At 70.5% G+C, this 21,293-nt stretch carries 18 protein-coding genes; 15 read left to right on the forward strand and 3 right to left on the reverse strand.

Going from position 1 to position 21,293, the window contains the following annotated elements; genetic code table 11:
- Positions 1-9: 9 nt before the first annotated feature.
- The 11 genes from BLT62_RS05330 (at position 10) to BLT62_RS05375 (ending at position 14,691) form a co-directional block, all read left to right on the forward strand.
- Positions 10-1,254: a four-carbon acid sugar kinase family protein gene (locus tag BLT62_RS05330; protein WP_083363125.1), complete on the forward strand. Its 1,245-nt coding sequence runs from the start codon at positions 10-12 to the stop codon at positions 1,252-1,254.
- A gap of 130 nt (positions 1,255-1,384) precedes the next feature.
- Complete coding sequence (sucC, locus tag BLT62_RS05335; protein WP_083363126.1) at positions 1,385-2,554, forward strand: ADP-forming succinate--CoA ligase subunit beta; 1,170 nt, start codon at positions 1,385-1,387, stop codon at positions 2,552-2,554.
- 13 nt (positions 2,555-2,567) lie between these two features.
- Positions 2,568-3,470, forward strand: a complete 903-nt coding sequence (gene sucD / locus BLT62_RS05340; RefSeq protein ID WP_083363127.1) for a succinate--CoA ligase subunit alpha — start codon at positions 2,568-2,570, stop codon at positions 3,468-3,470.
- A 158-nt stretch (positions 3,471-3,628) separates the two neighbouring features.
- Positions 3,629-5,137 carry a hypothetical protein gene (locus BLT62_RS05345; RefSeq protein ID WP_083363128.1) on the forward strand — a complete coding sequence of 503 codons (1,509 nt, stop codon included), beginning with the start codon at positions 3,629-3,631 and terminating at the stop codon, positions 5,135-5,137.
- Positions 5,138-5,155: 18 nt separating this feature from the next.
- Positions 5,156-5,278 carry a hypothetical protein gene (locus tag BLT62_RS18305; RefSeq protein ID WP_267892606.1) on the forward strand — a complete coding sequence of 41 codons (123 nt, stop codon included), beginning with the start codon at positions 5,156-5,158 and terminating at the stop codon, positions 5,276-5,278.
- 71 nt (positions 5,279-5,349) lie between these two features.
- Positions 5,350-6,639 carry a cell division protein PerM gene (locus BLT62_RS05350; RefSeq protein WP_197675169.1) on the forward strand — a complete coding sequence of 430 codons (1,290 nt, stop codon included), beginning with the start codon at positions 5,350-5,352 and terminating at the stop codon, positions 6,637-6,639.
- Positions 6,640-6,675: 36 nt separating this feature from the next.
- Complete coding sequence (gene purN, locus BLT62_RS05355; protein WP_083363129.1) at positions 6,676-7,269, forward strand: phosphoribosylglycinamide formyltransferase; 594 nt, start codon at positions 6,676-6,678, stop codon at positions 7,267-7,269.
- Positions 7,266-8,870 (forward strand): bifunctional phosphoribosylaminoimidazolecarboxamide formyltransferase/IMP cyclohydrolase, encoded by a 1,605-nt coding sequence (gene purH, locus BLT62_RS05360; protein ID WP_083363130.1) that lies wholly within the window; start codon positions 7,266-7,268, stop codon positions 8,868-8,870. Before purN ends, purH begins: the two co-directional genes overlap by 4 nt.
- A gap of 118 nt (positions 8,871-8,988) precedes the next feature.
- Positions 8,989-10,287 (forward strand): dimethylargininase, encoded by a 1,299-nt coding sequence (gene ddaH / locus BLT62_RS18310; protein WP_083363131.1) that lies wholly within the window; start codon positions 8,989-8,991, stop codon positions 10,285-10,287.
- 625 nt (positions 10,288-10,912) lie between these two features.
- Positions 10,913-12,889, forward strand: a complete 1,977-nt coding sequence (locus BLT62_RS05370) for an ABC transporter ATP-binding protein (RefSeq protein WP_083365321.1) — start codon at positions 10,913-10,915, stop codon at positions 12,887-12,889.
- Positions 12,886-14,691: an ABC transporter ATP-binding protein gene (locus tag BLT62_RS05375; RefSeq protein WP_083363132.1), complete on the forward strand. Its 1,806-nt coding sequence runs from the start codon at positions 12,886-12,888 to the stop codon at positions 14,689-14,691. The genes BLT62_RS05370 and BLT62_RS05375 overlap by 4 nt, the downstream gene beginning before the upstream one ends.
- 141 nt (positions 14,692-14,832) lie before the next feature.
- Here the strand turns inward: BLT62_RS05375 and BLT62_RS05380 are convergent, their stop codons facing one another.
- Entirely contained in the window at positions 14,833-16,077 is a 1,245-nt protein-coding gene (locus BLT62_RS05380; RefSeq protein ID WP_172829644.1) for a type III PLP-dependent enzyme domain-containing protein, read from the reverse strand.
- A 127-nt stretch (positions 16,078-16,204) separates the two neighbouring features.
- Here BLT62_RS05380 and BLT62_RS05385 point away from each other — a divergent pair, with 127 nt between their 5' ends.
- From BLT62_RS05385 to BLT62_RS05395, 3 genes are read left to right on the forward strand one after another with little or no spacing between them, the layout of a single operon-like run.
- The gene (locus tag BLT62_RS05385) at positions 16,205-16,555 is read left to right on the forward strand and encodes a response regulator (RefSeq protein ID WP_083363134.1); all 351 of its coding nucleotides are present in this window, start codon (positions 16,205-16,207) and stop codon (positions 16,553-16,555) included.
- A 15-nt stretch (positions 16,556-16,570) separates the two neighbouring features.
- Entirely contained in the window at positions 16,571-17,248 is a 678-nt protein-coding gene (locus BLT62_RS05390) for a response regulator transcription factor (protein ID WP_231919356.1), read from the forward strand.
- On the forward strand, positions 17,245-19,038 hold the full coding sequence (locus BLT62_RS05395) for a sensor histidine kinase (protein WP_083363135.1): 1,794 nt from the start codon (positions 17,245-17,247) through the stop codon (positions 19,036-19,038). Before BLT62_RS05390 ends, BLT62_RS05395 begins: the two co-directional genes overlap by 4 nt.
- 6 nt (positions 19,039-19,044) lie before the next feature.
- On the opposite strand, the gene BLT62_RS05400 is transcribed toward BLT62_RS05395, so the two are convergent.
- Positions 19,045-19,359: an MGMT family protein gene (locus tag BLT62_RS05400; RefSeq protein WP_083363136.1), complete on the reverse strand. Its 315-nt coding sequence runs from the start codon at positions 19,357-19,359 to the stop codon at positions 19,045-19,047.
- 14 nt (positions 19,360-19,373) lie between these two features.
- Positions 19,374-19,829: a GNAT family N-acetyltransferase gene (locus tag BLT62_RS05405; RefSeq protein WP_083363137.1), complete on the reverse strand. Its 456-nt coding sequence runs from the start codon at positions 19,827-19,829 to the stop codon at positions 19,374-19,376.
- A 128-nt stretch (positions 19,830-19,957) separates the two neighbouring features.
- On the opposite strand from BLT62_RS05405, the gene BLT62_RS05410 reads away from it, so the two are divergent.
- Positions 19,958-21,172, forward strand: coding sequence for an NADP-dependent isocitrate dehydrogenase (locus BLT62_RS05410; protein WP_083363138.1), 1,215 nt, complete (start codon positions 19,958-19,960; stop codon positions 21,170-21,172).
- The last annotated feature ends 121 nt before the right edge of the window (positions 21,173-21,293 follow it).

Genomic DNA, 21,293 nt, shown 5'->3' on the forward strand with positions numbered 1-21,293 from the left:
AAGGCAATCATGAAGACCGTCGTACTCGATGACGACCCCACGGGAACCCAGTCAGCCAGCGGCGTGACCGTCCTGCTGCAGAGCGACGCCGGGTTGCTGGAGGCCGCACTGCGCGAGGCCGCCAGCGTCTACGTGCAGACGAACAGCCGGGCCGTCGACACGGCGGCCGCGGTCGACTTCGTGCGCCGGGTGCGCGAGGACGCGCTCGAGGCCGGCCGCCGCCTCGGCGAGGAGATCCAGTTCGTGCTGCGCGGGGACTCCACGCTGCGCGGCCACGTCTTCGCCGAGACCGAGGTGTTCCTCGGGGACGGGGCAGTGATGGTGTTCGTGCCCGCCTTCCCCGACGGCGGGCGCACAACGGTCGGCGGCGTGCACTACGTCCAGGTCGACGGGGTCCGCGTTCCGGCCCACGAGACGGAGTTCGCCGCCGACCCCGTCTTCCCCTTCTCCACAGGCGTGCTGGCCGACTATGTCGCGGAGAAATCGGCCAGGCCCGCCGTCGGTGTTCCGCTCGCCGAGGTCCGCACCCCGGGCCGGCTCGCCGCCGCCCTGCGCGGTGCGCCGGGAGCCGTCGTGCTCCCGGACGCGGAGGACAACGACGACGTGCGCCTCATCGCCGGCGAGATCCAGGCGGCCCGTGCCGCAGGCGCCGACGTCATCGTGCGCTCGGCCGCCCCGCTCGCCGCGGTGCTCGCCGGCGTCGAGAGCGACGGCCTGCTCGCCCGGCCCCTCGTCGCCGGCCCCGTGCCGACACTGCTGGTCTGCGGATCGCACACCGCGGGCGCCGCAGCACAGCTGGCCGCGATCACCGGCGCCTGGCCGGATGCGGCGGTGGTCGACACCGTTGCGGCCCTGACCGACCCCTGGGCGGCCGCCGAGCCCGCCGCTGTCTCGGCCCTCAGCCAACTGGAACGCCGCGGCGTCGCGGTCGTCACCAGCGAGCGCACCCGCTCATCCGCACACAACACCCTCGGCCACGGCGAACAGGTGATGGAGGCCCTCACGGCCGTCGTGCGCACCGTGCTGCCACGCATCGAAGTCGTCATCGCCAAGGGCGGCATCACCTCGGCGGACGTCGCGACGCATGGCCTCGGCGCGCAGTCCGCCCTCGTGCTCGGGCAGGTGCTCCCCGGCGTCTCGGTCTGGCGCCTGCGCGCCCGGAACCAGCGCGAGATTCTGTACGTGGTCGTGCCCGGAAACGTCGGAGACGCACAGACCCTGGCCGAGGTGCTTTCCGCGCTGCACCGAGGGTGAGCGAGCCCCCGGCTGAGCGGGTAGGCTTGTGCTCGGCCAGTGTGTCTTGACGTCAAGCTATTTTCGTCTGCGCGCTGTAGCCGCCCCACACACCAATGCAGGAACGCTGAGCGCGGATTGGAAGAGCAGCGTGGATCTTTACGAGTACCAGGCCAGAGACCTATTTGAGAAGTACGAGGTCCCGGTACTCCCGGGCATCGTCGCAGACACCCCCGAGGAGGTGCGTGCAGCAGCCGAGAAGCTCGGCGGCGTTGTGGTCGTCAAGGCCCAGGTCAAGGTCGGAGGCCGTGGCAAGGCCGGCGGCGTCAAGGTCGCCAAGACGCCCGAAGACGCTGAGGCCGCAGGCCGCGCGATCCTCGGGCTCGACATCAAGGGCCACACCGTCAAGCGCGTCATGGTCGCCGGCGGCGCCCGCATCGCGCAGGAGTTCTACTTCTCGGTGATGCTCGACCGCTCGAACCGCTCCTACCTCTCGCTCGCCAGCTATGAAGGTGGCGTCGAGATCGAGGTGCTCGCCGTGGAGAAGCCCGATGCGCTCGCTCGCATCGCGATCGACCCCAACGCGGGCATCGACCTCGACAAGGCCCGTGAGATCGTGATCGCCGCGAAGTTCCCGGCCGAGCTCGTCGAGAAGGTTGCTCCCGTCTTCGTCAAGCTCTACAACGTCTACAAGGGTGAGGACGCGACGCTCGTCGAGGTCAACCCCCTCGTCCTCACCGAGGAGGGTGACATCATCGCCCTCGACGGCAAGGTCAGCCTCGACGAGAACGCCGACTTCCGCCACCCGCACCACGTGGAGCTGGAAGACAAGGACGCCGCTGACCCGCTCGAGGCCAAGGCCAAGGCGAACGACCTCAACTACGTCAAGCTCGATGGTGAGGTGGGTGTCATCGGCAACGGTGCAGGCCTCGTCATGTCGACCCTCGACGTCGTTGCCTACGCCGGCGAGAACCACGGCAACGTGAAGCCCGCCAACTTCCTGGACATCGGAGGCGGAGCATCCGCCGAGGTGATGGCTGCAGGCCTCGACGTCATCCTGGGTGACCCGCAGGTCAAGTCGGTCTTCGTCAACGTCTTCGGTGGCATCACCGCGTGCGACGCCGTTGCCAAGGGCATCGTCGGCGCGCTCGCCGAGCTCGGAAGCGCCGCGAACAAGCCGCTCGTTGTGCGCCTCGACGGCAACAACGTCGAAGAGGGTCGTCGCATCCTTGCGGAAGCGAACCACCCGTTGGTCACTCTGGCCGCCACCATGGACGAGGGCGCCGACAAGGCCGCTGAGCTCGCCCACGCTGCGAAGTAAGGGATTCTCGAACATGTCAATCTTCCTCAACAAGGACTCCAAGGTCATCGTCCAGGGCATCACCGGCGGTGAGGGCACCAAGCACACCGCCCTCATGCTCAAGGCCGGCACCCAGGTCGTCGGTGGCGTCAACGCCCGCAAGGCCGGCACCGTCGTCGTCCACACCGACGCGGCAGGCAACTCGGTCGAGCTGCCCGTTTTCGCAACGGTCGCAGAAGCCATGGAGAAGACCGGCGCTGACGTGTCGATCGCCTTCGTCCCGCCGGCCTTCACCAAGGACGCCGTGGTCGAGGCCATCGACGCCGAGATCCCCCTCCTCGTGATCATCACCGAGGGCGTTCCCGTTGCCGACTCGGCCGAGTTCTGGGCCTACAACGTCGAGAAGGGCAACAAGTCCCGCATCATCGGGCCGAACTGCCCCGGAATCATCACGCCCGGTGAGGCCCTCGTCGGCATCACGCCGGCGAACATCACCGGCAAGGGCCCGATCGGCCTCGTCTCGAAGTCGGGCACCCTGACCTACCAGATGATGTACGAGCTGCGCGACCTCGGCTTCTCGACCGCGATCGGCATCGGTGGCGACCCCATCATCGGCACCACGCACATCGACGCACTCGCTGCGTTCGAGGCCGACCCCGAGACCAAGGCGATCGTCATGATCGGCGAGATCGGTGGCGACGCCGAGGAGAACGCTGCCGCCTACATCAAGGCACACGTCACCAAGCCGGTCGTCGGCTACGTTGCAGGCTTCACCGCGCCAGAGGGCAAGACCATGGGCCACGCCGGCGCCATCGTCTCCGACGGAGCAGGAACCGCACAGGGCAAGAAGGAAGCCCTCGAGGCCGCCGGTGTCAAGGTCGGCAAGACGCCGTCCGAGACCGCCGCACTGCTGCGCGAGGTCTACGCCGCCCTCTAAGGCGCCGCGACCAACACAGCGTTCTCACGAAGGCCCGCTCCGCTTGCGCGGGGCGGGCCTTCTGCATGCCCGGCGGCCCGCCGGCGTCGGCGACATTGGCCCTGTCGCGCGGGGCCGCGCCTCGCTACAGTGGCAACAGCACTCGGAGGAGGCACGCCATGGCCCGGAGCAGCACCGCAGAGTTGGAGGCGCTGGTCGCCCGCTTGCAGCGTGAGAACGCGGCACTCCGATCGGGGGAGGCCACGCCGGTGGGCCCCGCCGTCCCGCACCGGCGCAGCCGCGCCTGGTCGGTGCTCTCCGCCGTGCTCATCGTGATCGGCCTCGTACTTGCCCCGATCGCCGTGGTCTCCAGCTGGGCGAAGCTGCAGCTCAGCAGCACCGACCAGTTCGTGGCGACATTCGCCCCGCTCGCCGACGACCCGGCCGTGCAGGACTTCATCTCGGCGCAGCTCGTCACCGCGATCGAGTCCAAGGTCGACATCCCCGGCATCACCGCCGACCTCTTCGACGGGCTCAAGGAGCTGGGGCTGCCGCCGCGCGCCGCGGACGCGCTCGGGCTGCTCGAGGCACCCGCCGTGGCCGGCGTCCAGAACCTCGTGGCGACCTCCGTGGACCGGCTCGTCGCCTCCGACACCTTCAGCGACCTCTGGGCCGGGGCGCTGCGGGTGAGCCACAAACAGCTGACCGCCACGCTGGAGGGCGACCCCAACGCCGCCCTCGCGATCAACAGCGGCGAGCTCGGCATCCAGATCGGCCCGCTCGTCGACGAGGTCAAGAAGCGGCTCGTCGCGCAGGGCTTCGGTTTCGCCGCGAGCATCCCCGCGATCGAGCTCACCGTTGTCGTCGCGACCGCCGACGCGTTCACCACGGCCCAGCTCGTGTACGGCCTGGCCATCGCGGTCGGCAGCTGGGTGCCCATCCTCACGCTCGTCCTGCTGGCCGCCGGTGTGCTGCTGGCGCGGCGCAAGGTGACAGCGCTGGTCGCCACCGCGGTCGCGCTCGGCATCCTCATGCTGATCCTGGCCGCCGGCTTCGGCATCGGCCGCTACTTCTTCCTCGCCGCGACGGCGTCGACCACGCTGCCGAGCGACGCCGCCGGGGCGATCTATGACCAGCTCATCCAGCTGATGCAGTCCACGACGACGGCGCTCATCGTTCTGGCGTTCACGATCGCGCTCATCGCCTGGTTCAGCGGGCCGTACTCCCTCGCCGCCAAGCTGCGCGGATTCATCGGCTCCGGCATCAGCTCGGTGCGCCGTGCGGCCGAGCACCGCGGCATCACCACCGGCCGGTTCGGGCTGTGGATGTACCGGCAGCGGGTGCTGGTGCGCGTGCTGATCGCGGTGGTCGCCAGCGCGGTGCTGCTGCTCTCGCGTCCGCTGCACGGCAGCACCATCGTGTGGACGGCCGTGCTGGCGCTGCTGGCCGTGCTCGTCGCCGAGCTGCTGCAGCGCACGGGGGAGGAGCTCGACACCGAAGCGGATGCGGGAGCTGGGGATGTGGGAGCCGGGGGTGTGGGAGCCGGGGGTGTGGGAGCCGGGGGTGTGGGAGCAGGCGACGCGGGCGCGGAACCCGCCGGGCCGCTCGACGACGGTGCGGATGCCGTCTCGAGTGGCGGCGCTGACGACGCAGAGGCAGTTCTCGAAAACAGTGACAAGAAGCCCTGAGCGAGCAATACTCAGCATATGGACTACGCGCTCATCGAGAACTTGTTCCGGATCGGCATCTTCGGCTTCGCCGGCGTGATGATCCTCGTGGGCCTGGGCTGCCTGGTCGCCCTGGCCCGGGCACCGTACCGCAAGAAGTAGCCGGCCGGATTTGCGGGGCAGCCGCGCTTCTGCCTGCTCGCGTGCGGTGTCGCGGGTAGGCTCGTGAGCGCATGAACCGCATAACCATCGCCCTGCTCGCCGCCCTCGAAGCGGCCATTTCCGTCGCCATCGGGCTCGGCATCGCCCTCGTGCCGCTGACGATCCTCTGGGCGACGGGGAGTGGCCTGAGCGCCGACTGGACGGTGTTCTGGCGCGCGGCCGCCGACGTCTGGCTGCTCGGCCACGGCGTCGACCTGACGATCACCCTGCCCGCCGCCTTCGTGAGCGCGCTGGCCCTGCCCGGCGCGGATGCCGCGTTCACCGTGTCGATCGCCCTGCTCGGCTTCGCCCTGCTCACCATCGTGCTCGGTGTCGGCGCCGGCCGCCGTGCCGGCCACTCGGCCCACCCGGTGCAGGCTGCCGCCATCGTCGTGGCGGTGTTCTGGGGGCTGGCCGCACTCATCGCCGTGAGCGCGCGGCACCCCATCGCGTCCCCGGCCGCCGCCACGGCTCTGCTGCTGCCCGGGCTGGTCTACGCGGCATCCGTCCTCACCGGGCTCGCGCTCTCCCGCCGCGCGGTGCTCGGCACGCTCGGCCGGCGCCTCGCCGCTGCGGTGCGCAGCTGGGTGGACGAGCTGAACCCCGTCGCCGTGCGCCTGATCGCCGAGAGCCTGCGCGGCGGAACGATCGCCGCCGCCGTCATCCTCGCGGCCGGCGCCCTGCTGTTCTGCCTCTCACTGTTCACCCGCTACGCCACGGTCATCGGCCTGTACGAGTCGCTGCAGGCGGGCGCGCTCGGCGGCATCGCCCTCACCCTGCTGCAGCTGGCCCTGCTGCCCAATGCCGTCATCTGGTCTGCCAGCTGGGTCGTCGGCCCCGGCTTCGCCGTCGGTGCCGGCAGCAGCGTCTCGCCCGGCGCCACCGTGCTCGGCCCCGTGCCCGGGCTGCCGCTGCTCGGGGCGCTGCCGGATGGCAGCGCCGGCCCGGGCTTCCTCGTGTTGCTCGTCCCGATCCTGGCCGGCTTCGCCATCGGGATGCTGTTGCGCCAGCGCATGACGGAGGCGAAGCCCTCCGCGCCGATCCTCGTCGGTCAGGGCCTGGCCGCCGGCGTCGTGGCCGGCGTCATCCTGGGCATGCTGGCCTGGATCTCCGCGGGTTCGGCCGGGCCGGGCCGGCTGCAGGAGGTCGGCCCCAACCCGTGGCTGGTCGCCGCCTTCGCCGCCCTGGAGGTGGGGCTGCCTGCCGTGCTCGGCCTGTACGCCGGCGCGGTCAGCGTGCTGCCCAGCCGGTTCCGTCGCTCGGCGCAGGCCAAGCCGGAGTCGGAGCCGGCCTCCGAGCCGGCAGCCGGCCCGACCGCCTGAACGGGAGGGTCGAACCCGCTGCGGTAGGCTCAAAGCGTGCTGAAGCTCGTCGTGTTGATCTCTGGAACCGGATCGAACCTCCGGGCACTGCTCGAAGCCACACTGGCCGAGGATTTCGGCGCCCGCGTCGTCGCCATCGGCGCCGACCGCGATGCCGAGGGCCTGGCCCTCGGCGAGGAGTTCGGCATCCCCACCTTCACGGTGCCGTTCACCTCCTTCCCCGACCGGGCCAGCTGGGGTGACGAGCTCCTCGCCCAGGTGCAGCAGTGGAGCCCGGACCTCGTCGTGCTGAGCGGGATGATGCGCCTCGTGCCGCCGCGCTTCGTCGCCGGTCTCACCCCGAACCTGTTGAACACCCACCCCGCCTACCTCCCCGAGTTCCCCGGGGCCCACGGGGTTCGCGACGCGATCGACGCCGGTGTCGATCAAAGCGGCGCGAGCCTGATCATCGTCGACAACAGCGTCGACGGCGGGCCCATCGTGGTGCAAGAGCGCGTCGGCGTCCTGCCCGGCGACACCGAGCACGACCTGCACGAGCGCATCAAACCCGTCGAACGCCGCCTGCTCATCCAGGCGGTGCGCGATATCGCCACCGGCCACATCAACCTCAAGGAGTTCAGCACGCAATGAGCGGCCCCAGTCACGACCCGTCCCTCTACCGTTCCCGCGACATCGTCCCGGTGCGGCGCGCGCTGCTCTCGGTGAGCGACAAGACCGATCTGCTTGAGCTGGCCGCCGCGCTTGCGGCATCCGGCGTCGAGATCGTCTCGACGGGCTCGACCGCCTCGACCATCCGCGATGCGGGCTTCGCCGTGACCGATGTCGCCAGCGTCACCGGCTTCGCCGAGGCCCTCGACGGACGCGTCAAGACGCTGCACCCGGCCGTGCACGCTGGCCTGCTCGCAGACCTCCGCCTCGAGTCGCACGAGGCGCAGCTGCTCGAGCTCGGCATCGCGCCGTTCGAGCTCGTCGTCGTGAACCTCTACCCCTTCGCCGAGACGGTCGCCTCCGGCGCCCCCGCCAGCGACGTCGTCGAGCAGATCGACATCGGCGGCCCCGCCATGGTGCGCGCCTCGGCGAAGAACCACGCCAACGTGGCCATCGTTGTCTCGCCCACCCGCTACCCCGTGATCATCGCGGCGCTGCAGGCCGGCGGCACCACCCTCGCCCAGCGCCAGGCCCTCGCCGCCGAGGCGTTCCGGCACACCGCCACCTACGACGTCAACGTCGCCAGCTGGATCGGCAACGTCGTCGCCCCCGACGACGAGGGAACCGGCTTCCCCGGCTGGGTCGGCGCCACCTGGACCCGCCAGCAGAGCCTGCGCTACGGCGAGAACTCGCACCAGAAGGCGGCGCTCTACCGCAACCGCGAGGGCGGCGGCATCGCCCAGGCCACGCAGCTGCACGGCAAGGAGATGTCGTACAACAACTTCGTCGACGCCGACGCCGCCGTGCGCGCCGCCTACGACTTTGACCTGCCGGCCGTCGCGATCATCAAGCACGCCAACCCGTGCGGAATCGCCGTCGCGGCGACGGATGCCGCCGACCCCATCGCCTCGGCGCACGAGCGGGCCCACGCCTGCGACCCGGTGTCGGCCTTCGGGGGCGTCATCGCCGCCAACCGCACCGTCACCGCCGAGATGGCCCGCACCGTGAGCGCCATCTTCACCGAGGTGCTCGTCGCCCCGGCCTTCGACGAGGAGGCCGTCGAGATCCTCACCGCGAAGAAGAACATCCGCCTGCTCCAGCTGCCGGCCGACTACCGCCCGACGGCCACCGAGATCCGCCAGGTCTCCGGCGGCCTGCTGATGCAGCAGGCCGACTCCTTCGCCGACTTCAGCTCCGCCGGCTGGACGCTCGCCGCGGGCAGCGAGGCCGACGCCGAGACGCGCAGCGAGCTCGAGTTCGCCTGGCGCGCCTGCCGCGCGGTCAAGTCCAACGGCATCCTGCTCGCCGCAGGCGGCGCCTCCGTCGGCGTCGGCATGGGCCAGGTCAACCGGGTCGACTCCTGCCACCTCGCGGTGAACCGCGCTGGCGACCGGGCGCGTGGATCTGTCGCGGCATCCGACGCCTTCTTCCCCTTCGCCGACGGCCTGCAGGTGCTGCTCGACGCCGGCGTGACCGCCGTCGTCCAGCCCGGAGGCTCCGTGCGCGACGAGGAGGTCATCGCCGCGGCGAACGCCGCCGGCGTGACCATGTACTTCACCGGGGAGCGTCACTTCTTCCACTAGGAGCGCGCGAACCACCCCCGACGACCGGATGCCGCAGCCGCGGCATCCGGTCGTTTCGCATGTGCGCCCGGCCGCCGCGCTTTTCAGGCCTGCGCGTCGCGCGCGATAGTCTCGCTCCATGACTTCTTCGGATGCCGCAGCTGCCGACACCCCTGCCCCGCCCGCCGCAAGCCCCCACCTCGCGCCCCGGCCGACCCCCCGCTCCGAGCGGCCGCGCAGCACCTCCGCCGCGGTGCTCTCCGCCCTCACCGTCGTGCTCGGCGCCTACCTGGTGACGGTGCTCGGCTACTTCATCAGCAGCGGCCAGCAGAGCCAGGCGCTCAGCCAGTTCGGCGGCTTCTTCGCCCTGCCCGCGCTGATCGCCTTCGTGCTGCTCGCCGTGTTCAACCTGCTCGGCGCGACGCGGGCCTGGCTGCCCGCCCTGGCCGGCGGCCTCGGCGCCGGCATCATCGGGGCGCTGCTCGGCTCGGCCGTGCTGCTCTCGGCCTCCACCGGCAACATCCTCGCCTCCGACGTCGCCGTCTACCTGTTCGGCAGCCTGGTCGGCTTCAACCTGCTGTTCGTGCTCTCCGTCGCCATCACCTCCGCGCTGCTCGGCCCGCGCGTGTACGGCTCGATCATCGGCTACCGCACCGTCGGGCGCCGCTCGGGGGAGCGCCACGTGGCACTCGTGCGCATCCCGGCCTCCAACCTCGCCGACGGCGAGCTCACCCACATCGACCGCATCCCGGTCAACATCGAGCTCGCCGACCAGCAGTGGGACAACTACTGCGCCGCCCTCGACGCGGAGGGCTGGGAGACGATCGAGGTGCCCGCGGCGCCCGAGATGGCCGACTCCGTGTTCATCGAGGACACCGTGGTCATGTTCGGCGAGCTGGCCGTGATCACGAACCCCGGCGCGGAGTCGCGCAACGCCGAGACCGTCGGCACCGAGCAGGCCGTCCGCGAGCTCGGCGGCCTGGCGATCGAGCGCATCAGCGCGCCGGGCACCCTCGACGGCGGAGACGTGCTGAAGGTCGGCAAGACCGTCTACGTCGGCCGCTCGCTGCGCACCAACGCCGAGGGCATCCGCCAGCTGCGCGCGCTGCTGGCCCCGCACGGCTACACCGTCGTCGCGGTGCCGTTGACCAAGGCGCTGCACCTGAAGACCTCCGTCACCGCGCTGCCGGACGGCACCGTGATCGGCTGGGCCCCGTTCGTCGACCACCCGGAGCTGTTCGACCGCTTCCTGGCGATGCCGGAGGAGGCCGGCGCGGCCGTCGTCGTGCTCAGCCCGGACACCGTGCTGATGTCGGCCTCCGCCCCGCGGAGCGCCGCGCTCATCGCCGACCTCGGCTACCGCGTCGTCACCGTCGACATCTCGGAGTTCGAGAAGCTCGAGGGCTGCGTCACCTGCCTGAGCGTGCGGGTCCGCTAGCCGAACCCCACTGGTCGGTCCCGCTGACCTGTCTCGGTGGTCGGGCCGCCGGCCCGGCCCCGCGCGCTCGGCCGGAGTCTCGGTCGACCCCTCGGTGATCCCCGCCCCGGATGCCGCGTGCCGCCCGTTTCGCCGGCCGGCCTCGCACGGCGCACGGCTCGACTGCGTCAGCGTGCGGGGCGTGAACGGAATCCGTGCCGAGAAAACCCTTGCGGAACGCTCGGTCCACCCCATATTCTGTAGGGCTGTGCGCAGTACCGCCGCCCTGCACGCCCAGCACCAGAGAACATTGCAGGTGACACTGCAGGTGACACAACGACGCGCTCAGGAGGATGCAATGACACAGACAGCACACACCACGGTGAACGACAGCCACGTGGACAGCGCTGCCCGTGGCGCCTCCCTCCGCCCGTATCTCGTGGCCGCCCCGGCCCTTCCGGCCCGCTAGGCGACAAGCACCGGCATCGCCATCCGCAGGCCAACACACGGCCTGCCGCTCTGACACCGAGACCGTGCACCCCGCCGCCCTGCGCGCCGCGGGCGAGCACCCTCATCCTGCACTCACAATCGTCGATCCGCTGGAGCACCCAGGGACCGTCGGAATCCACACCGTTTGGGAATCAACTTGTCTTCAACCGCTGCACCCCAGCACCCGCCCACCCCGCCCACATCGACACCGGCCGAGAAGCCGGAGCTGGGCGCCGTGCGCGCCCTCTGGCGGCTCCGCGCCTTCGTCGGCCCGGCCATGCCGGCCTTCGTCGGCAGCATGCTCGCCGCCCTCGTCGCGCAGCTGATCGCCCTCACCATCCCGCAGGTGCTGCAGCAGATCGTCGACGGCCCGCTCGCCAACCGGGACGCGGCCGCCGTTGTGCCGCTCGCCCTGCTCGTCTTCGGGCTCGGCGCCGTCGAGGCGCTGCTCTACGGCCTGCGCCGCTGGCTCGTCGTCGGCCCCGGCACCCGGGTTGAGGCGCGCATGCGCAACACGCTGTACGCCAAGCTGCAAGACCTGCCCGTCAACTTCCACGACAAGTGGCCGAGCGGTCAGCTGCTCTCGCGCGCCGTCAGCGACCTCGGCCTGATCCGCCGCTGGCTCTCCTTCGGCCTCGTGTTGACGGTCGTCAACGTCATCGTGATCATCGTCGGCGTCGGCATCCTGATGTCGATGAACTGGCTGCTCGGCCTGATCTTCCTGGTCTGCTCGCTCCCGCTGTGGTGGGCCGGCTACCGCTTCGAGGGCCGCTACTCCGAGAAGTCCCGGCTCAGCCAGGACCAGGCCGGTGACCTCGCCACGGCCGTCGAGGAGTCGGTGCACGGCATCCGCGTGCTCAAGGCGTTCGGGCGCGGCAAGCACGCGCTGTCGAACTTCCGCAGCCAGGCGGAGTCGCTGCGCAGCACCGAGATCGCCAAGGCGCGCCTCGACGCCGACATCTGGGTGTGGATCATGGTCGTCCCGGCGATCGCGCTCTCCATCTGCCTCACGGTCGGCATCTGGCTGGCCGCGCAGGGGCAGCTGAGCGTCGGCGAGCTCGTCGCCTTCTTCGCCACGGCCACCGTGCTCGCCTGGCCGATCGAGTCGATCGGCTTCATGCTCGCCTTCGCCCTCGACGCGCGCACCGCCACCGACCGCTTCTTCGACATCATCGACAGCGAGAACACCATCGTCGACCCGGCAGAGCCGCGGAGCCTGGACCGCCCGCGCGGCGAGCTCGCCTTCACCGACGTGCACTTCCGCTACCAGGACTCGCCGGAGCGCTTCGGCGACCTGCTCGACGGCATCGACCTCGTGTTGACGCCGGGGGAGACGATGGCGCTGGTCGGCCTGACCGGCTGCGGCAAGACGACGCTCACCGCGCTCACCACCCGGCTCTACGACGTCACCGGCGGTTCCGTCACGCTCGACGGCGTCGACGTGCGGGCGTTCAAGCGCGAGGAGCTGCGCACCCACATCGCGATGGCGTTCGAGGATGCCACGCTGTTCAGCGCCTCGGTGCGCGAGAACGTGCTCCTCGGCCGGCCGGAGCTGGCCGGCGACGACCCGTCCGTCCGGGCCGAGGCCGACCGTGTGCTGGAGCAGGCACTCGCGATCGCCCAGGCGGCGTTCGCCTACGACCTGCCGGAGGGACTCGACACCCGCGTCGGCGAGGAGGGCATGAGCCTCTCCGGCGGCCAGCGCCAGCGCCTGGCGCTGGCCCGCGCCGTCGCCGCCAAACCGGCCGTGCTCGTGCTCGATGACCCCCTGTCGGCGCTCGACGTCACCACCGAGGCCAAGGTCGAGGCTGCGCTCCGGGAGATCCTCGCCTCCACGACGGCGCTGATCGTCGCGCACCGGCCGTCGACGGTCATGCTCGCCGACCGCGTCGCCCTGATGGAGGACGGCCGCATCACGGCCGTCGGCACCCACTCCGAGCTGTTGCGTGAGAGCGAGCACTACCGCTTCGTGATCACCAGCCTGGAGGAGGACGCGCGCCTGGCCGCAGCCGTCGAGGACCCGGGCCCCGATCCGGCGCCAGAGACAGCGATCGAGACAGAGAAGACCATCGCCGCCGAGTTCGAGGCGGAAGCCCGCGCCGAGCGTGCAACGCGAGAGGAGGCGACCCGATGAGCGTCACCGGAGTCCAGGGCGAAGAGCGCGACGAGTACAGCAAGTCCGAGTCCACGCAGATCCGCGCCCGCTCCCGGGCGCTGCTCGGCTCGCTGCTCGCCCCGCTGCACGCCAAACTGTGGATCACGGCCGCGGCCATCGTCGTCTCCAGCGCCGCGCAGGTCGCGGGGCCCGCGCTCATCGCCTACGGCATCGACCAGGGCATCCCCGCCCTGATCAACCAGAACTGGTTCCCCGTCGCCTTCGCCGGCCTCGCCTACCTGTTCACCGGCCTCATCGGCGGCGTCCTGATCGCCAGCTACATCCGGATGTCGGCCAGGATCAGCCAGGCGGTGCTCATCGACCTGCGCACCCGGGTGTTCCTGCACACGCAGCGCCTCAGCCTCGAGTTCCACGAGTCCTACACCTCCGGCCGCATCATCTCCCGCCAGACCAGCGACCTCGACGCCATCCGCGAGCTGCTGGACGAGGGGCTCACGCTGCTCGTGCGCGGGCTGATGTACATGGTGTTCACCGCCGTCATGCTGCTGATCATCGACGCGCCGTCCGGCCTGGTGCTGCTGGCGTCGCTGATCCCGCTCGGCTTCCTCACCCGCTGGTTCCAGCTGCGCTCCCAGGCACAGTTCCGGCGTTCCCGCGTCGCATCCGCCCGGCTGATCGTGCAGTTCGTCGAGACCATGACCGGCATCCGCGCGGTCAAGGCGTTCCGCAAGGAGAAGCGCAACGAGGAGGAGTTCGGGCGGCTCGTCGAGGACTACCGCGGCGTGAACGCCCGGGTGCTCGGGCTGTTCGCCGTCTTCAACCCCGGGCTGGCCCTGATCGGCAACACGGCGGTGGCCGTCACCCTGCTCTGGGGCGGCTTCCGCGTCGTCGACGGGAGCCTCGAGGTCGGCGTGCTGCTCGCGGCGGTGCTCTACACCAAGCGCTTCTTCGACCCGATGGAGGACATGGCGATGTTCTACAACGGCTACCAGTCGGCCTCGAGCGCGCTCGAGAAGATCTCCGGCGTGCTCGAGGAGCAGCCGAGCGTGCCGGACCCGGTCAAACCGGTCGACCTGTGGAACGCCGAGGGCACGGTGCGCTTCGACGGCGTGCGTTTCGCCTACACGCCGGATCGCGACGTGCTGCCCGAGTTCGACCTCGAGATCCCGGCCGGGCAGACGATCGCCCTCGTCGGCTCGACGGGCGCGGGCAAGACGACACTGGCCAAGCTCATCTCCCGCTTCTACGACCCGAGCGACGGGAGGGTGAGCCTCGACGGCGTCGATCTGCGCGACCTGCACCCGAAGGACCTGCGCCGCGCCATCGTGATGGTCACCCAGGAGGCATACCTGTTCTCGGGCACGGTTGCCGACAACATCGCCATCGGCAAGCCGGATGCCACGCTCGACGAGATCAAGGACGCGGCGCGTGCCGTCGGCGCCCACGACTTCATCGAGTCGTTGCCGAACGGCTACGACAGCGATGTGAACAAGCGCGGCGGCCGGGTGAGCGCGGGCCAGCGCCAGCTGATCTCCTTCGCCCGCGCCTTCTTGGCCGACCCCGCCGTGCTGATCCTCGACGAGGCGACGAGCTCGCTCGACATCCCGAGCGAGCGCCTCGTCCAGCAGGCGCTGCAGACCCTGCTCGCCGACCGCACCGCCGTGATCATCGCGCACCGGCTCTCGACGGTGTCGATCGCCGACCGGGTGCTCGTGATGGAGCACGGCCGGATCGTGGAGGACGGATCACCCGAGCAGCTGATCGCCGGCACCGGGCGCTTCGCCCAGCTGCACGCGGCGTGGCGCGACTCGCTCGTCTAGCGGCCAGAGCGCACAAATGAGCGGCCCGCCACCTCCATCGTCGGGTACTAGGAGGTTGCGGGCCGCTGCACCTCACTAAGTGTGACGGGCCGAAGCGGGCGGGGCATCAGGGAATCCCCTGAGGCAGTGAGGGATGCTCAGCTACAGTGCGTCCACCGCGCCCGACCGCTGTGCTGCCCGGCGCGAGTGGAGCACGTGCACCCGCGTGCGGCGCACCGCCTCGAAGTTCGAGGCCAGGACCAGTGAGTACGCGCCGAGATTCGGGCAGAGCAGCACATCGTCGATGCCGAGCGACGGCAGCGGGAGGTCGCGGGCGATGACGTCGAGGCCGTCGGTGCTCGCCCCGGCCACGGTGCACGGGTAGAGCGCGGGCGGCGGCACGTCACCCGGCTCGAGCAGTTCACGCAGGCTGAACATGGCCGGGGCGGATGCCGCGTCGCGCAGCCCGGCGAAGCTGCCGTGCATGCCGTCGTCGAGGTAGTGCCAGACCGCGCCGTCGCGGGTCGCCTGGCCGACCACGCGCGTGGCCAGCAGCATGGCGGGCGCGGCGACGCACCGGCCGAGGGCGGCCAGCACGGTGAGCGCGGGGGCGCGCGGCTCGAGCACCCGGGCGGCCGCGGCGGCGAGGGCGCGCAGCCGGGCATCGCCGGCCTCGTGCTCTGCCGGCAACCCGCCGCCGAGGTCCAGGGTGTCCGCCCCGAGCCGCCACCGGGCGTTGCCCTCGTCGATGAGCCGCAGCGTCTCGCGGAGCACCTGTTCCAACCGCCGCGGGCTCATCCGGTCGGCATCCACGTGCACCGAGAAGCCGGCGACCCGAATTCCGTTGTTGACCGCGAAGCGCGCCAGGTTCATGGCGTGGGCGGCGTCGACCCCGAAGCTGGCACCGTCCCCGTCGAAGTGCACCCGGATCAGCAGCCGTACCGAGGCGTCCACCCCGAGGAACTTGCGCACCTCGGCCGGGTTGTCCGCCACGAACAGCCGCACGCCGGCCGCGGCGGCCGCGGCGATGGCGGCCGGCCGCTTGATCGGGTGCGAGTAGACGGCCGCGGATGCCGGCACCTCCTCGTGGGCGAGCATCGCCAGCTCGCCGGTGCTCACCACGTCGAAACCGCCGCCGGCGGCGGCGATCGTGCGGATCACGGCTGGATGGGGGAGCGCGGCCAGGGCGTAGCGCAGGCGGGCGAACGGCAGCAGCTCGCCGAAGTACGCGAAGCGCTCGGCGATGCGGTCGGGGTCGAGAACGAAGAGCGGGGTGCCGCTGCGCTTGACGATCGCCGCGAGGGCGATGCTGCCCGCATAGAGCGCCAGCTCCTCCCGGCCGCTCCGGCGAGCATCGACCGGCTGACTCGGAGCGATGGGGCGCGGCGAAACGAGGGGTTCGATCATGATGGCGTGCCTCCTTGCACCCTTCAGCCTCTCCGGCCGCCCCGACGTCCGCATCCGCACATGCCCCCGGCCCGCTCAGGGCGCACCCCGATAGCGCCGCGTGCCGGGCGGTGGCGACAATCAGAGCATGAACGCACGGGTGCTGATCGTCGATGACCATTCCGGTTTTCGGGAACAGGTCCGTCGCCTGCTCGAGCTCGAGGCGTTCGTCGTCGTGGGGGACACAGCCACGGCTCTCAGCGGCGTGCAATTGGCCTCTGATTTGAACCCTGACCTGATTTTGCTTGACGTGATGCTGCCTGATGCGGTGGGATTCGATGTAGTACCGCTTCTGCGCGAGCAGGGCAACGCAGTGATCGTGCTCATCTCCAGCCACGACCGGAGTGACTACGGGCTCCGCGTCGAGCTGAGCGGTGCCGATGGGTTCATTCCGAAGGACGAGCTTTCCGGCCAGTCGCTGCGTCAGTTCGTCGTCTGAGCAAAGGCGTTGCCGGTGGCTGCGGATTCTGTTCCGGGTGTCGAGAAGGCTCCGCTGCGCGTCGCGATCGCGGATGACTCCTTGCTGCTGCGCAGCGGGATCGAGACGGTCCTGCTCGGGCACGGCCTCGACGTCGTGGCCTCGCTGGACAGCGCGGCCGGGCTGAACGAGCTCGTCGAGGAGCAACAGCTCGACGCGGTCGTCCTCGACATCCGGATGCCGCCCACCCACACCGACGAGGGGCTGATCGCCCTCGAGCAGCTGCGCGCGGCCGGTTCGAACGTGGGCGTGCTGATGCTCTCGATGTACGCGACGCCCTCCTACGCGATTCGGGCGATGAGCGTCGGGGGCGGAACCGGCTACCTGTTGAAGGACCGCATCGCCGACCCGGAGTCGTTCGTGCACGCCGTCAAGACGGTGGCGGGCGGCGGCTCCGTCGTCGATCCCGAGGTCGTCGCGCACCTGGTCGGCACACCGAGCGCCAGTGCGCTCAGCACGCTGACCCCGCGCGAGCGCGAGGTGCTCACGCTGATGGCGCAGGGCAAGTCCAACGGCGGCATCGCCAGCGCCCTCTTCCTCAGCCTGAAGACGGTGGAGACGCACATCGGCAGCATCATGGCCAAGCTCGGCATCGACGACTCACCGGGGGAGCACCGGCGCGTGCTCGCCGTGTTGCGGCTGCTCGGGCCGTGACCGCGGCCGTGCCGTGGGGGCGGCTCCTGCTGGTCTGGCTGGCCGTTGCCGTGGTGTTCTTCACGGAGGTCGTCGGATCACTCGCCGATGCCCGCGTGCCGAGCTGGGCCGCCTCCTACACGGTCATGCACACGGCGGTCGGGCTCTGCTACGCGGTGTGCGCCTGGGTCGCCTGGCGCAGTGCCGACTCGCCCGTGCCCGGCCGCGTCATGATCGCCGTGGCCTTCCTCTGGCTGCCGCCGACCTTCATCTCCGCCACCCAGCAGATCGGCTGGCTGTGGCCGGTGCTGGACGGCCTCGAGCTCGTCTGGGCGGTGCTGGTCGGGGCGATCGTGCTGATCTACCCGGCCGGCAAGCTGCACGGGCCCGTCGATGTCGGCATCGCCGTTGCGGCATCGATCGGCGTCTCGATCCGCTTCGTCTGCGCGCTGCTGTTCAACCAGCCGGTCGACGGCAGCCGCAACGTCGCGCTGAACCCGTACGCGATCGTGGACGGCGACGAGATCTTCGTCTTCGTCGACCGCGCCTTCCGGCTGTTCGGCGTCGCGCTCATCCTGCTCATCGTCGTGGTCGTGGCCGGCCGCTGGCTGCGCGGCAGCACCCCGGCCAGGCACATCGCCTTCGTGATGCCCGTGGCCCTCGTGCTCTGGGCGGCGGCGATTGCCTACGAGACCCTCGTCTACTCCCTGGGCAGCACCGTGCTGGAGGTGCTCGGCTATATCTCGCTCGCCGCCACCGCGGCCGTGCCGATCGGTTTCGTCGCCGGCCTCAGCTACCTGCTCGGCCTGCGCGGCCGGGTATCCGACCTGATGGTGATCACCCGGGACGGCGTCGACCGCACCCTGTGGCAGGCGATCCTGGCCGACACCCTCCGCGACCCCTCGCTCCGGGTGTACTGGTGGGAGGAGTCGGACTCCCGCTACGTCGACTCGCACGGCCGGGCGGCGACGCCGAGCGCCGGGCCGGATGGGCTGGGGGAGCACCGGCAGGGGGCGCTGCTGCCGATCAACACCCCGGACGGGCCGCTCGCCGTGATCCGGCACGACCGGGCGCTGAGCGAGAACTCGAAGCTGCTGGCGGCCGTCTCGACGGCACTCCGGCTGAGCGTGGACAACACGCGGCTGCGTGATGAGCTGGAGGCGACCCTGCGGGAGGTGCGCGAGTCCCGCCTGCGCATCGTCGACGCGGGCGTGGAGGCCCGGCGGCAGATCGAGCGCGATCTGCACGACGGCTCCCAGCAGTCGCTGGTGGCGCTCGCCCTCCGGCTGCGGATGGCGTCTGGCCGGGCCGAGCAGCTCGGACAGCACGACATCGCCGACGACCTCGACGCGGCCCTGGGGCAGCTCTCGGCCGCGCTCAAGCAGCTGCGCGAGCTGGCCCGCGGCATCCACCCCACCTCGCTCACCGTCGGCGGCCTGGCCACGGCGGTTCCGGAGCTCGTCGCCCACTCGCCGGTGCCGATCGAGACCTCGCTGGTGATCGAGAGCCGGCCCCCCGCCGTCGTGGAGGCGACCGTCTACTTCTTCGTGTCGGAGTGCCTGACCAACATCGCCAAGTACGCCGAGGCGCGCTCCGGCCGCGTCGCGGTGACGGCCAGCGCGAGCGAGCTGGTGATCGAGGTGGCGGATGACGGCCGCGGCGGCGCATCGCTCGGCGAGGGCAGCGGCCTACTCGGCCTCATCGACCGGGTCGAGGCGCTCGGCGGCCGGGTGGAGCTGCAGAGCGTGCCGGAGCACGGCACCACGGTGATGGCGTGGATCCCGCTGGCCGGCGCACCCGAGGCGCGCTGACGCCGGTCAGGGCCGCCAGCGCGCGGCGGCGTAGTCGACCCGGTAGCCGTCCTCGGTGGTCGTCGTGATCAGCGGGGTGCCCTCGGCCGCGTAGTGCGGAAGGGCGCGCGCGGCCAGGCCGCGGGGCGGGTGACCGCCGGCGCGGAGCACGCGCCACCAGGGCGACGCCGAGCCGTAGTAAGCCATCACCTGGCCGACGGCGCGCGCGCCGCGAGAACCGAGCAGCGCCGCAAGGTCGCCGTAGCTCAGCACCTGCCCGGCCGGGATGTCGTCGACGACGGCCAGCACTGCCTCGGCGAAGCCGCGGTCGGGGACCGGCACGGTGGCGGTGCGGGCTAGGAGATCTCGAGGGCGCCGATGACGTCGCCGTACTGTGTCTCGCCGATGTCGACGAAGCCGATGCGGTGGAAGAAGGCCTCCGGGCCGGTCTCGCCCGGCTCCCACATCACCGTGATGCGGTCGACGCCGCGCTTCTTCGCCTCGGCAGCGAGCGCCTTGGCCGCGAACCGGCCGACGCCCTTGCCCTGGGCCTCTGCATCGACGTTGATGCGCCAGATGCAGGCGCGGAACTCCTCGCGCTCGTTCTCCGGGTCGAAGTTGCCGTGGATGAATCCGACGACCTTCTGGTCCTGCAGCACGACGCGCTGCCAGGCGGCGCCCGGGGTGAGCACGGCGGTCTCGGCAGAGTAGGAGACGGGCGTGATGAACTGCTCCTGGCCAGGCTTCAGGCTCAGGTTGTTCGCCGCGACGACGTTCGAGGCGGACAGTTCTTCGAGTCGCAATTCAGCCATGGCCTTAGGCTAACCCGCCGAACCCCATTCGGGGTAGTTGAGCTAATCTCTCGATGTCGAGACAGTTGCCCGTCTCGGCTAAGATTGTCGAGGCCGCTCGGCCCCCCACTTCTTGCAAGGAGACCCCATTGTCAAAGATCAAGGTTGAAGGCACAGTCGTCGAACTCGACGGCGACGAGATGACCCGCATTATCTGGCAGGCCATCAAGGACACGCTGATCCACCCGTACCTCGACGTGAACCTCGAGTACTACGACCTCGGCATCGAGAAGCGTGACGAGACCAATGACCAGATCACGATCGACGCCGCGCACGCGATCCAGAAGCACGGCGTCGGCGTCAAGTGCGCCACGATCACGCCCGACGAGGCCCGCGTCGAGGAGTTCGGCCTGAAGAAGATGTGGAAGTCGCCCAACGGCACCATCCGCAACATCCTCGGCGGCGTCATCTTCCGCGAGCCCATCATCATCAGCAACATCCCGCGCCTGGTCCCGGGCTGGAACAAGCCGATCATCATCGGCCGTCACGCCTTCGGCGACCAGTACCGCGCCACGGACTTCGTGTTCAAGGGCAAGGGCAAGCTCACGGTTGAGTTCACGCCGGAAGACGGCTCAGAGCCGATGAAGTTCGAGGTCTACGACGCACCCGACGACGGCATCGCCCAGGTGCAGTACAACCAGGACGCGTCGATCCGCGACTTCGCCCGCGCCTCGCTGAACTACGGCCTGACCCGCAACTACCCGGTCTACCTGTCGACCAAGAACACCATCCTCAAGGCCTACGACGGTCGCTTCAAGGACATCTTCCAGGAGATCTTCGAGGCCGAGTTCAAGGAGCGCTTCGACGCTGCCGGCCTCACCTACGAGCACCGCCTCATCGACGACATGGTCGCCTCGGCCATGAAGTGGGAGGGCGGCTACGTCTGGGCCTGCAAGAACTACGACGGCGACGTCCAGTCCGACACCGTCGCGCAGGGCTTCGGCTCGCTCGGCCTGATGACCAGCGTTCTGGCCACGCCGGACGGCAAGGTCGTCGAGGCCGAGGCCGCCCACGGCACCGTGACCCGTCACTACCGCCAGCACCAGGCGGGCAAGCCCACCTCCACCAACCCGATCGCTTCGATCTTCGCGTGGACCCGTGGCCTGAACCACCGTGGAAAGCTCGACGGCAACCAGGCCCTCATCGAGTTCGCCGCAACGCTCGAAGACGTCGTCATCAAGACCGTCGAGAGCGGCAAGATGACCAAGGACCTCGCGCTCCTGGTCGGCCCGGAGCAGGGCTACCAGACCACCGAGGAGTTCCTCGCTGAGATCGCGAACAACCTCAAGGCCCGCCTCGCGTAAGCGACACAGCCTGATGTGACCCAGGGGGTCGGATGCCGCGGCATCCGACCCCCTGGTGTTTCACGCCAGCCGGCCCCGCGTCGCCGGCAGAGGGCAGCCTGCGCTTGCTGGCGGCGCCCGG

This window comes from Microterricola viridarii, from assembly GCF_900104895.1.
GTDB classification, from domain to species: domain Bacteria; phylum Actinomycetota; class Actinomycetes; order Actinomycetales; family Microbacteriaceae; genus Microterricola; species Microterricola viridarii.